Source organism: Lysinibacillus sp. AR18-8, from assembly GCF_001705465.1.
Taxonomy (GTDB): domain Bacteria; phylum Bacillota; class Bacilli; order Bacillales_A; family Planococcaceae; genus Lysinibacillus; species Lysinibacillus capsici.
The window spans coordinates 1-11,787 of record NZ_MDGU01000007.1 but is presented as its reverse complement, the minus strand read 5'-3'; the positions used below and the strand labels follow the sequence as shown (position 1 = coordinate 11,787).

The 11,787-nt window shown below is 32.6% G+C and carries 19 protein-coding genes; 5 read left to right on the top strand and 14 right to left on the bottom strand.

What is annotated here, in order from left to right; all coding sequences use genetic code 11:
• Positions 1-361: 361 nt before the first annotated feature.
• Positions 362-721 carry a DUF3139 domain-containing protein gene (locus BFM98_RS06685; RefSeq protein ID WP_016992357.1) on the bottom strand — a complete coding sequence of 120 codons (360 nt, stop codon included), beginning with the start codon at positions 719-721 and terminating at the stop codon, positions 362-364.
• Between the two features lie 48 nt (positions 722-769).
• Here BFM98_RS06685 and BFM98_RS06680 point away from each other — a divergent pair, with 48 nt between their 5' ends.
• Entirely contained in the window at positions 770-1,357 is a 588-nt protein-coding gene (locus tag BFM98_RS06680) for a C40 family peptidase (protein WP_066036908.1), read from the top strand.
• 50 nt (positions 1,358-1,407) lie between these two features.
• Here the strand turns inward: BFM98_RS06680 and BFM98_RS06675 are convergent, their stop codons facing one another.
• Positions 1,408-2,232: a protein rep gene (locus BFM98_RS06675; protein WP_256389908.1), complete on the bottom strand. Its 825-nt coding sequence runs from the start codon at positions 2,230-2,232 to the stop codon at positions 1,408-1,410.
• Between the two features lie 242 nt (positions 2,233-2,474).
• Here BFM98_RS06675 and BFM98_RS23335 point away from each other — a divergent pair, with 242 nt between their 5' ends.
• Entirely contained in the window at positions 2,475-2,606 is a 132-nt protein-coding gene (locus BFM98_RS23335; protein ID WP_016992359.1) for a DUF2599 domain-containing protein, read from the top strand.
• A gap of 65 nt (positions 2,607-2,671) precedes the next feature.
• Here BFM98_RS23335 and BFM98_RS06670 read toward each other — a convergent pair whose 3' ends face one another.
• The 7 genes from BFM98_RS06670 to BFM98_RS23850 all read right to left on the bottom strand — a co-directional run bounded on the left by BFM98_RS06670 (position 2,672) and on the right by BFM98_RS23850 (position 7,124).
• Positions 2,672-2,980, bottom strand: a complete 309-nt coding sequence (locus tag BFM98_RS06670) for a hypothetical protein (protein ID WP_016992360.1) — start codon at positions 2,978-2,980, stop codon at positions 2,672-2,674.
• Positions 2,981-3,577: 597 nt separating this feature from the next.
• Positions 3,578-3,844: a DUF5839 family protein gene (locus tag BFM98_RS06665; protein WP_064774786.1), complete on the bottom strand. Its 267-nt coding sequence runs from the start codon at positions 3,842-3,844 to the stop codon at positions 3,578-3,580.
• An 80-nt stretch (positions 3,845-3,924) separates the two neighbouring features.
• Positions 3,925-4,947: a hypothetical protein gene (locus BFM98_RS06660; RefSeq protein WP_066036906.1), complete on the bottom strand. Its 1,023-nt coding sequence runs from the start codon at positions 4,945-4,947 to the stop codon at positions 3,925-3,927.
• A gap of 350 nt (positions 4,948-5,297) precedes the next feature.
• Positions 5,298-5,906: a hypothetical protein gene (locus BFM98_RS06655; protein ID WP_066036905.1), complete on the bottom strand. Its 609-nt coding sequence runs from the start codon at positions 5,904-5,906 to the stop codon at positions 5,298-5,300.
• Positions 5,907-6,031: 125 nt separating this feature from the next.
• On the bottom strand, positions 6,032-6,256 hold the full coding sequence (locus BFM98_RS06650) for a hypothetical protein (protein WP_004234030.1): 225 nt from the start codon (positions 6,254-6,256) through the stop codon (positions 6,032-6,034).
• Between the two features lie 5 nt (positions 6,257-6,261).
• Positions 6,262-6,801 (bottom strand): sigma factor-like helix-turn-helix DNA-binding protein, encoded by a 540-nt coding sequence (locus BFM98_RS06645; protein ID WP_004234027.1) that lies wholly within the window; start codon positions 6,799-6,801, stop codon positions 6,262-6,264.
• 146 nt (positions 6,802-6,947) lie between these two features.
• Positions 6,948-7,124 (bottom strand): hypothetical protein, encoded by a 177-nt coding sequence (locus tag BFM98_RS23850; RefSeq protein WP_009373316.1) that lies wholly within the window; start codon positions 7,122-7,124, stop codon positions 6,948-6,950.
• Between the two features lie 131 nt (positions 7,125-7,255).
• Between BFM98_RS23850 and BFM98_RS06640 the strand changes: the two genes are divergently transcribed.
• Complete coding sequence (locus BFM98_RS06640; protein WP_004234050.1) at positions 7,256-7,741, top strand: hypothetical protein; 486 nt, start codon at positions 7,256-7,258, stop codon at positions 7,739-7,741.
• A 33-nt stretch (positions 7,742-7,774) separates the two neighbouring features.
• Here BFM98_RS06640 and BFM98_RS06635 read toward each other — a convergent pair whose 3' ends face one another.
• Positions 7,775-8,218, bottom strand: coding sequence for a hypothetical protein (locus tag BFM98_RS06635; protein ID WP_004234049.1), 444 nt, complete (start codon positions 8,216-8,218; stop codon positions 7,775-7,777).
• 187 nt (positions 8,219-8,405) lie between these two features.
• Here BFM98_RS06635 and BFM98_RS06630 point away from each other — a divergent pair, with 187 nt between their 5' ends.
• On the top strand, positions 8,406-8,915 hold the full coding sequence (locus tag BFM98_RS06630; RefSeq protein WP_004234047.1) for a hypothetical protein: 510 nt from the start codon (positions 8,406-8,408) through the stop codon (positions 8,913-8,915).
• A gap of 48 nt (positions 8,916-8,963) precedes the next feature.
• Here the strand turns inward: BFM98_RS06630 and BFM98_RS06625 are convergent, their stop codons facing one another.
• Together BFM98_RS06625 and BFM98_RS06620 are read right to left on the bottom strand one after the other, a co-directional pair.
• Positions 8,964-9,407, bottom strand: coding sequence for a hypothetical protein (locus BFM98_RS06625; RefSeq protein ID WP_004234045.1), 444 nt, complete (start codon positions 9,405-9,407; stop codon positions 8,964-8,966).
• Between the two features lie 351 nt (positions 9,408-9,758).
• On the bottom strand, positions 9,759-10,412 hold the full coding sequence (locus tag BFM98_RS06620) for a hypothetical protein (protein WP_004234044.1): 654 nt from the start codon (positions 10,410-10,412) through the stop codon (positions 9,759-9,761).
• Positions 10,413-10,767: 355 nt separating this feature from the next.
• On the opposite strand from BFM98_RS06620, the gene BFM98_RS23845 reads away from it, so the two are divergent.
• Complete coding sequence (locus tag BFM98_RS23845; RefSeq protein WP_004234042.1) at positions 10,768-10,932, top strand: hypothetical protein; 165 nt, start codon at positions 10,768-10,770, stop codon at positions 10,930-10,932.
• 159 nt (positions 10,933-11,091) lie between these two features.
• Here the strand turns inward: BFM98_RS23845 and BFM98_RS06615 are convergent, their stop codons facing one another.
• Positions 11,092-11,316: a hypothetical protein gene (locus BFM98_RS06615; protein ID WP_004234039.1), complete on the bottom strand. Its 225-nt coding sequence runs from the start codon at positions 11,314-11,316 to the stop codon at positions 11,092-11,094.
• 243 nt (positions 11,317-11,559) lie between these two features.
• Positions 11,560-11,787: helix-turn-helix transcriptional regulator (locus BFM98_RS06610; protein ID WP_254659999.1), on the bottom strand; the 228-nt coding region annotated here is incomplete at its 5' end.

Below are 11,787 nucleotides of genomic sequence, written 5' to 3'. Positions count from 1 at the left end.
AATGATAAATGGCCTGATTTTAACAAAAAAGCTAGGAAGAAAACAGGAAGAACATAATAAATTTCGGGAAGAAAACAGGAAGAATCACACTTTTTTATGGGGACACCGAAACACTAGGCTCTGCCTAGTCTATCACCCCAAGTGATAGCAGATTTCCCTTATGCTCTTTTCTTTTAAAAATTTTTGTCCTTTCACTACGCCGAATTCTAGACAGTTATCTCAATTAATTTTTATTTTTGTATCTTGAGGACCAAAGGGAGGATAAGGAGCAAATTGTGATGGACAACTGCTACACTTCACCGATCTCCCATCTAGCCATCACAAAAAACAAAAAGAGTAGCTTTTGCTACTCTTCGTCCACTTATTCTTCATGTTTGCCTTTACCAGAACTACCTGAAAGTCCAGATTGAACTATATCACCATTTATAACAACATACTTATAAGTCACATCTTTTTCATCTAAAAAAATAACGTTAACATAATATGCATCTGGGACATTCCCTATTTTAGGATTGTATTTCACTTCAATTTTATAAATTTCATCTTCCTTATAACCTTTACTGGATAAATAATTGAGCACATCTTTCTCCAACTCTAAAGCTACACCTTTATCAATATCATCAGCTTTTTCATTACCATAAAAGTTAAAAATTTCAATAGTTGAAAATAATACTAAAATAATTAAAATAAGGATAGAAGGGAAAATTATGGATTTTTTCAAATTTATAACCTCTTTTCAAAATAAATAGATATGGAGTTGAATAACAGAATGAACACAAAAAAAATATTTACATGCCTGTTCTTTTCACTATTTGGTTTACTTCTAATGTTTTCTTATAAACCATTAGAAGCACATGCTTATAATTATCCGAATAAAACGGCAGCTAAAGCAGGAGATATCTTAGTTACAAAGGAAACTAATTGTAAAACAGATTGTAAAGGTTTATCTGGACATGCTGCTATAGTAGTTGATAGTACATATTATGTTCACATTTCAGGACCAGGAGCTCATCCCACAAAAGAAAAACTATCAACTTGGTTTGATAGTAGATACGGAAAAAGCACTAAAGTTGTACGACCTACTAGTCAATACAAAGGATCTCCTGCAGATGCAGCGAAATGGGCTAAAAATTATGTAAAAGAATATAAAGATGCAGTTTACGATATAACAAGTGGCAACCATACATTTGATAGAACATACTGCTCAAAATTAGTTTGGCAAGCATATAACTTCGGGACAGCGTATCCAATAATAGCACCAAAACATGTAGGTGGTTTAATTCACCCATATGACTTTACAACAGCAGCTTCAGGTGGCCGATACGCAGATTTAGAAACTGTATATACAAATTGGTAAAACAATTAAAAGTGGGCAGGGTAAATATAATTTATTCTGTCTACTTTTTCTTAACTTTTTACAATTACATAATTATTTAATCCAACATGCCAATATGCCATGACATCTACTGCACCATTAGCAAACTCATCATTGTCATTATCAAAGTGAATTATGCTCCCATCTTCCACATCGTCTAAATTTAATTCCTTATGTATTTCTTTCAGCAGACCACCATAAGAAATCAACCGTTTATACGCCAATGCTGTATCTAAATCTTTAACAATTCGAACATTTTCAGGTATGACATTATCGCCACGAACTACATCTGTATCTTTTACCGGATTCTTGGAAACCTCAAAAATAGCATTTCGTTCAGAAATTATTTTTTTCATTTCTTGTTCCACTTTCATAAAATCAGGTGATTCCTTTTTAGGCTTCACTGTTGCTACATGAACCATTGGTTTATAGTCCAACTTCATAGCACGTTGCCACATACTTGTCCAATCAGCTTGTGTAATATAAAAATCCTTTTTCTTAAAATAGCTATTCGGCACAGCAAGCAACACACGAAAATGAGGATGATATGTCCCATACCATTCATTTTCTTTATCCCAGTTCCGAGTTACTTCTATTGCCCGAAAATAGCCTTTAACTGACTTTTTAAATTTGGCATAACCAGCAAAACGATTCCATGCTTTAGCCATCTGATCCATAGTATTTTTCAATATGTCACTTTCGACATTTTGAATAGTCAACGTTAAGAAAACCCATTTTACTTTTTCACGCTCATTCAACGTTTGAATGATTTTCTTATTCTGGAAGGCGATTTTCAACGAGCGTCGCCAATTGCACATCGGGCATAACCTCGCTTTACAAAAATAAGCTTTATACAACTTTAAACGTTAATATTTAACTCTAAATACCAAATAACCCAAAATTACACTGGTAAATTTTGAAATATCGACAATTTCATGATAACAGAAGGCTTTTTTTTTGTCCACCCTAAAAAAATCCGATAAACCCTTATAGTTCTAAGCAAAAAAACGATTTATAACGCTTGAATTATTTAGATATGTATAAAAATGTTCTGGCATGAACTACATCTCTTCATTGTAACTCAGCATGTGCTCAAAATATGAAAGCACAATTACATTGTCATGCTGATACAATTAAAGGTTTAAAAAATCCTTGGAATATAGAACCTTGGCGTACAACAACCAATTATCATGAAGTAGTTGCAAAAGCTTGTAATCCGAAAAATAAGTAAAAAAAAAAAGCCTAATTCTTTTGAAAAGAACTGGGCTTTTTTTAACTTTTTCAAAACCACTAAATTTATGTGAACTTTTTCAGACGTGTTGTATAAATAAATCCATTTAATATACATAGTAACAAAATAATTATAAACATAATTAAAGAAATACTATCTCCACCCTCACTTATTTCGTCGCCTACATAGCCAGCTATTATTACAGTAATAGCTGAAACTGCAATAGTTATTAAAGAAAATAAACCTAATGTAATACCATTAATAATTTGGTTAGATTTTTTTTGTACAAAAATAAAAAACGTAATTAAAAGTGATGAAATGGTGAAAATAGCAAGAATAATGTGTATAAAATCATAAATTTGTAAACTTACCATAAAATTAACCACTTTCCAAATATTATAACGTTTTATAGTGTTTTAAAGTTTCTCCATTTTGAACCATAAATATCAATTGGATAATACAAATAACCCCCCTCTACCTTGTGCAGAAGGTAAAAGGGGGTTACATACCCTAGTATACCATTCCATTACCACGATAGCCCAAAATTTTATACAGTCCCCATACATGATTAGTTGACATAACAACCAGAGTGGGAAGTTGTAGAAGCACGAAAAAGCCCGTCATTACAATGTTCTTGTAATGACACGCCTCAAAATTGCTATACATTTTTTATACATCATTGTGAAATAGGCAAAAACCGTCCGAAATTCGATGAAAATGTTGTATAAAACTTTGCATAAAATCTCTTTTCAACATCACATCAATTAGTAAGTCGGAAAGGGGTGTTCGATAAGACCCAAATTCAATGCCAATCTTTGGAGGTTCGACTCTCTAAGCTTCTTACGAGCTTTTTAAGCCTTTTGAAATTAAAACATGAAGTTAAATAAGGCAAAAATAAAATAAGCATCTTAAAACAAACGTTAATGGCCTCTAATTTGATTTTTCCATCAAACTAGAAAGGAAAATGTTTATTAAATCTTCATTAATTTCTCCGAAGATTGTGGAGATCTTTCTAAGAACCTATAGATATATTTATGAGATTCTGTATCATCTCTAAAAACAGCCATCACTAGAACGGGAGCACCTTTTCCAACTGCTACAATATCTCCTGGTTGGATATTCAACTCCATTAAATGTTCTGGAATAAGCCATATATATTGTTTGTGATGCAGCTTTAATACTGCTGCCTCTTTTTTACTTCGAATATGAACTCCTAACAATGCGTTATTTTTTTGCATGTTTCTTTCCACTCCTATCTTCAATAGTAAAAATGAGCACAGTAAACTAGAGGTATGATTTTTCACCATTCCTCATTGGATTAAAGATCCCGTAACTTGGCCAAAATTCGCTCACGTTCTTGTGCAAAATAGGCTTTCTTTTCTTCGGTTACTTCTTCTTCTTGCTCATGACGCGTCGTAAACCATGCTGGGACTACTTCTACTTTTCTAGTTTTCTCTTTTTCTGACCCTGTAGATGCATTCGAAACCGTTAAATCGTTGATTTTGTTGCGAATAATGGCACTTAGTAAGGCTAAACGGTTGGTTTTCACGTATTGATCGCTCGCTGAAATGGCTGCATCTAAGGATTGATACATGATTGTTTCTAAATGGCCGTGATATAGCCCTAGCTTGTCCTCTGCTTTGATTTTTTTCAACGACCCATAGATAACACCCACAAAGGCTTTAAAGCCCTCTAAAGAGCCTGTACGGGCTTGATAAAGGTCTTTTAAACGATTGTAAAGAGTACTTTTCTTATCAGACGCATGCTTAGTAGACGTCTTTATATCTTTTATTGTTTTAATTTGGTTATTATAGTTAAGAGTCGAATTTGAGCCATTCAGCGTTGATATAACAGTGTTTTGAGCCAAATCCTGATGTTTATTTTGATGTTTATTTGGTTGTTTAAATTCATCTTTTACGATTGCAATTTCATACGCATTTAGATGAAAAACTTCGCTTAAAATGCTTTCAAAATTAACGTGCTGCACATCCACAATGACACGACAACCACTATTCGTCTTTCCGGATTTGTTTCTGGACAGGATAAATAGCTTGGATTGCTCCATATACTTGAAAGCTGTTGAGATTGTATTGAATCCAACCTCTAATTTTTTACTTAAATGCTCTCGGCTTACTTTGATAATGCCGTTGTATGTAAGGTCATAAATCAATTTTTCTAACACTCTATGTACTTTCTCCCCAGGATAAATACCTTGTGCTGCCAAAGTTTCTTCTAGTTGCTGCAGGCGATCTTCTTTGAGTTGCCGGTCTCCTTTTTGATTGCCGTATGTAATAAATGTTTGGACTGCTTGGTTTGGTGTAGTTTTTAGTTTATTTTTCATGGTAGTTGCCCCTTTTTGAAGCAAAAAAGCGTTTCACATCGTGTCTTAACGATGCAAAACGCTTTAGATTAAAGAATAATCTTGAATGACCTTTTAATTAACTGTTGAAATGTCGTCTAATTCATACTAGAATGACATATATAGATACTATGTATCATCTAACAGTAAAAAATAAGTCATTTCACGATAAGCTGCATCGTAGTTTCGGTACGATAAGGCGATTAACAAAGGACGGCAATCCGATGTTAGTCACTGTGGAATGGCTTTTTTACGTTCGATTTAGTTATTCTTACCATACGCTAAAGTTCGTAACTTGTAAATATATTCTCTGACTATTAGTTTCTATTAGTTTATTGAATAGAGCCATGACGCTTGAAAAATTCTAATAGTGCAACCTCAACTAACTGTGATTTTTTTATATTTAACTCATCTGCCACACGATCTACTTCTGCCACTAACTCCTCTGAAATGTAATACGTTTTATTTTTTCTACTTCTGGTATTTAATTTCGCAATCTCATTAAAAATTGGTAACTGTTCATGCTGATCCTCTTGCTGAATGCGTTCTTGAATCATCTTTTTTAACACATGAAACTCGTTTTCTGACAGGCCAATGGCGTTCAAAACCTCTAGGTTTTGCTGACTATTAGTTTCTATTAGTTCTTTATTAGTTTTTATTAGCTCTTTATTAACTTCTATTAGTTTTCTATTCACTTTAGGAGTTTGCTTTGGTGATACTGCTTTTAACTGTGCCAATGCTTCATTAAAAGTCATATCTTTATCCGGAAAATTGGCGTCACGTTGCCATTCATGTTGCGATTTATTATAGAAGTACCCTAATGAATTAAATACTTCTCTTATGGTTGTATCACGTGTATTTAAAAACTTTCTAAGCTCTTTTAACGATTTTTTACTCGCAATAAGCTCGGAAACGTTGTTGTCTTTTGTCAGCTCCCACATACTATTCACTCTCCTAATAGTTTCTAATATATTAGTTTATATTAGTTAACTAATAATACTATTACTTTTCTCCAGGTAACGGTACAACTGCTGTCCATTTCCGGAGAAAAAAGAGTGGAGCGTTTTTATATAATTTTTTCACTTTCAATAAGTTCGAAAAACGAAGGTACTTTTCTAAATTGTTTTGTTTTAACAACCCTAATGATCATTAACGAAATTTCCTGTTCTAAATCCATCCTATTTTGAAAACTGGTCTGATGTAAAACTGATTTAATTTTAGGCTGCAACATATCTAGAACCTCCTGTTGGAATGCCATACTTCTTAATTCACTTAATTCATTTATTGGCATCAACATCACCTCGATTTTTTTGAATACTCCAGCCTAATCTTTTGAAAAGCCTGGTTTTTAGCTTTATTGACAGCTTGTTTTGAAGTACCTAATTTTTTTGAAATTTCTTCTTCCGTGAGATTATCTACAAAAATAGAATGCAATATATATTTCTTTTTTGGTCCTAATTTCGAAACAATATTATATAGTTGCTTGTCCTCGAAAATTACTTCCAAATGAGTGAAGTCAGAATGTATCCACTCAGAATCATCAATACTTTCATCGGGAATTAAATCAATAAATTTGTTTTCACCATCGTTAATGCCTTTATCTAACGTTAACTGATTAACTTGGTTATTATAACGGATTTGTTTGTCATATCTTTGAGATTCAAAATACAAAACATGGGAAAAATAACTAAGTAATTGAATTTTTCGAACGTGGATTTTAAATAATTTTTCAATAGTGTCTCTCGTATGAGGGGCAGGATTCTCTAAATAACTTTTATACAGCTTGCTTACTTTTTCATTTTCTAAAAAAGATTTTAATAGACGATTTTGAATCAAAAAATCAACTCCTATCCAAAAAAGAAACATATGTTCTATTTTAGGGCAAAAAAAGAAAATTCACATCCATAATTATGTTCATTTTACAAATTTAACATCAAAAAAATAGAAAGAAATATCATTTATTATTGTAACAATTTAATTACTTATTTTTTTTCTTGGTTTTCTTTTTGTAATAATAATTGAACTGCATTCGTGTTATTATTCACAGCTTCTGCAAGCAATCCTAGTGATTTATCGAACTTCCAAAAGATCAGTAAAAAAGCGACAATCGGAAAGCCTGTGTTGCTAATCAAACCAATTAAAAATTCATATTCTCCCATCGAACCCCTCCTTTCTTTATTAAAGGTAAATCTATAGACAGTTTGACAACCATTTTTCAAAAATCCTTAAAAAAACTCATTAATTTCTAAAATTTGTTATAATTCTGTTAATAGAAAAAGAGGGGGTCTATATGAAAAAAAATATAATTATATTGTTTTTACTTGTAATCGTCATCGCTGTTGGCTTTTTAATTACAAAAAAAGACCAAAGCGACTCCACAACAGATATATTAAAACACGTTGACCACTCTACAACAGATATAAAAAATGCTGAATACTCTGCAACGGAGATATTCGAAAACGCTGATTTTAATGTGGAAAAGCAGACTATAACCGTTCATACCATTGATACAAATAAAAAAGATATATATACACAAATTGAAATTCCAGAAGAAACGCAAAAAAAGCTTATACAAGCTTTTCAGAATGCAAAATTTGCTAAAACAACAATAAAACCCAGTGAGTATGATTACCGAATAACGATTTCATTAAATACAGGTTATACAATGTATCTTATTTCAGACAAAAAGTCACTGCATATTGTTAATAATCGAGAAAATTATGCCATCGTAAACGATAGCGATTTCTTCACTATTTTAAAAGATGCAACAAAATAAAAGGCACTTACTCAATTGTAAGTGCCTTTTTTTTTAAGCTGGATATGTTACTTGTCCACCAGGAGTTGTCAAGCTATTTAATTTTCGAGACTTGATAAAGGCAAATTCGTAATTAGGACGTTCAACGTTAACCGTAAGTGTCATATTACATTTAACCCAACTACCATTAGTCATCATGAAGTAAGTTTCTAAAAGCTGTGTGTATCCCGTGTTTACATCGTTCAACAACCATGATTTTTCAGCAGCGTTCAAGCTTGTTAACAGACTCATAAACCCTGCTGCTACAGAAGCCGCTGTGCTTGCTACAAATACAAGTCCTAAAACAGCTCCCCCGTATGAATTGTATGTGTCTGTTATGATAGATTTACTTATATTCTTACTTTCAAGCAAATCTATTACTTTCTTTTGTGCACGAACCATTTCTGAGAGTTGTGCTACAGTTGCATCAACCGTTCTTGTGTCTGAATAAAGACCCATTTTAATTCCCCCTATTGTTTGTTTTTTGTTAGCTAACACTCTATAAAGGGAAATCCATTTCAAATCAACAACTTTTTTAAAAAATCTGAATTTTATTTTTCTGCTAATTTATATAACGAAACTGGATACAACAGTTCGATACAAATTTTGGTATAATTTAATTACAAAAAGAAATAGGGGGAAAAACATGCGGAAACGTATCTTCATAACAATTAGTGTTCTTGCCGTCGTTATTGGATTAATGGGATGGGATGTATATGAAAATAAAGAATTAAAAAAACAAGAAGCCATTGCTAAAGCTGAATTTGAAAAAGTTTATACAGTAGCAGAGATTTTTGATGATGCCAATTTAAATGAAAAACCAACTTCTTTAAACATCCGTATTATTGAATCAGAACCGCTAAATCCTGATAGAGTAAATGTCACAGACGAAAAACAACAAAAACAAATTATGAATGCGATAAACAACTTACAAGTACAAAAAACACTCGGTGCAACTCCGTATGAAGATATTGATTATGCTATCGACATCGAATCAAATAAAGGATATGGATTGCACGTATCCGAAAAGAAAAAACAAATTGCATTTCTAGATTTAGATAACGATTCAACTAAAACAGAAGATAAATTCCTTTATGAATATACGATTCTAAACGGTGATGATGAATTTTTCGATGCTTTAAAGGGGATTCAATAACAAAAAAACCTGCTGTTAAACAAGCAGGTTTTTTAAATTTGTACGATATTATTTATTGTATGAAGTAGCCGAAGCAGAATCAATAACTGTCAAAACAGTACGTCCTGTTGCAAGGTTGTACACTTCTGTGTAAGAAACCTTAACAGTGACAGATTTGTAACCACCCGATTCAACGTTATTGTGAATTGACTTGATATTATTACGACCAGCTTGAGCAGCACTTGCAAAGGCTTGTCGCACACTTGTTTCAGGCCAAATATGCACTGCGATACGATTGGCAATCGTTGTATTACTTGAAGTGCCAAAAACATCTCCTAAAGCTCCCGCCATTTCAACACGAGACAAACCATTTGCCATAGTAGACTCTGCTGTTTTAGTTTGTAAATATTGTACAGCTAGACCCATTACATAATCCAACTGTAGCATACCCGCGCGTGGATACGTGAATGTTGTAGAAGCACCTTTTCGAGTACCAAGAATAAATGAAGCCATAATGTAATTCCTCCTAAATAGGTAATTTTTTATTTGTTATGATTGGCTAACCATCTAACACTCTATAAAGGTAATTTCATTTCGATTTAACAACCTTTTTTCAAAAAAAGTTTAAAAAAATTATTTATGTCCATACATTTTCACTTTACATAACATTAGAAAAAGGCAGTAACGATAAGGGAACCTTGTCATTACTGCCTTTTCATTTAAATCACAAGTTATTGTATATGCAGCATTTTATACATTGTTGGTTTGCCAACGTTTTGAGGCTGTTTTACTGGCTGGTATAAAATTTTGCATACTATGATACTTGTTCAACTTTGTTTACAGTCTGAGACTGTAAACAAAGTTTTACCATTTAGAAACTGCTGTTCCAACATAAATGGCTTTTGCCTTTTTATCGAACGAAGACTTATTTGCCCAAATTTCCGTTTTCACATGGAATCCTTGAGAAGAATACCAAGTTGTAACCTTTAGATACTGTCCTACAACTGCTGGTGGGAAATCTTCAATTACACCAACACTAGTGAGACCATAATAAGTGATGAATCCCAAATATGCTTTGCCTAAAACGAATCCAATTTTACTTTTTTTGAAGTAATACTCAATTGCGGCACCTAAACCTACAACTACAAAGTATTCAGCTCCAGCATCTAATTTACTAACCTCATGATATGTTACTTCTTTTTTATCAGGATAATTAAATACTGACTTAAGATGTTTGCTCTCCGTGTATCTTCCTGAAAGTTTAGCGACAACATTTTGAGTTCCAATAGCATTAACTTTTGGTTTAGGTAGGGTAATAGTATGAGTACCAACAGTATTAGCTACTGTTGTAAAGCTACTATCACTTAATCGATAATTACTTGGCCATTCGTAGCCAATAGAAATGCCTGTTTTCCCTGCATCTTTCACCTTTACTTTATAAGTTACTTTAATTGTTCCATTAGTATTTTTTGTAACACCTGTTACTGCAATATTTGCATCAATGACAGCACTAGCCATAAATAAAACACTCCTTTTATTGTTTTTGATGTACATCTGTTATACAAAGGGAATGTATTAACCTTAAAATCAACCATTCCATTAAATTAATTATTTTAAGAACGAAAAATCCGATAGCTAATAGACTTTTTCTATTTTTTGAACTAAAAGTTTAAAAGGGACAGCATAAAGCTGTCCCTTTTTGATACCATATTTTTAAATAAGAGAAAGAGCAGGAGGAAAAACACCTCTAAAATTAGTTATAAGGTTAGTAGAGCCGACTTATTTAGGCCTCGCAACAATCGATATTACTTAAACTAAAAGAGGCAAGCTCAAAAATGAGGTAGAATAGAATTTTAAATTTGGAGGGAAATGTGTGAAGAAAAAAATAAGACTTGGTTTGTTTGCAATTGGTATAGTAATGATGTTAATAGGTATGACTTATTTATTAGGATATTCAACAAATGAATTTTTAAAGTATCCTCTGTATTTAGGAATGTTATTAATAGTTATATTTTTCCCTTTCCATAAAAAATATTAAAAAAGTAAGCTCTCAATCTTTTCGACGAGAGCTTTACTTATTAGCAATATAAAAAAGAAGTTTCATGATAAACAGCTGTTTATCATGAAGCGCACTTTTATAATAAAGTTACTTTTATTATTTAGAGTTACTCTATTTATTTATATAAAGTTACTCTTTCTAGACTTGTGTATCTTCATTCAACGTTTTTACAATCATTTCGCGTAAAAAAAGTGAGCGATTCTTCTCTGCCTTTGCATCAAATTGTTCCCAATCATCCTTTGTGTACTTCAACTTTCCGCGCTTTGTTATCGGAGTGTGCCATATAATCTCCGCCCGTTTTTGCGCTGGGAGCGCAAATGGATTTGCTAGCAAATCTACTATGGAGCTTAACGCTGCAAGCAATCTACCGATTGAGATCTCACCTATGTAGGAAAAATCCTTAATCTATCATTGTGATACTAATGATGTCCACCAGTGTATTTAGATTATGAGAAAAGAAAGAGCATAAGGAAAATCTGCTATCACTTGGGGTGATAGACTAGGCAGAGCCTAGTGTTTCGGTGTCCCCATAAAAAAGTGCATTTCTACATGCTTTCTATACAAACGTTTATTCGTTCCTATACGTTTTCTACATAGAGTATCCAATTATTTTTGTTCTTTCAACCGTCTCCTAATAGTTGCTTCAGAAACACTTAGTATTCGAGCAATTTCACGATTACTTTTCCCAGCACCTTTTAAATACGACAGTTTAAATTCATCGATGGTTAATTTAGGACGGCCATTTGGGTTTCCCCCTCGCCATAGTTCCTCTTTTTTTTCATTTTTAAAAAATCTCTTTAGCAAATTATCCCCCCCATAAATGCGTCTTAACTC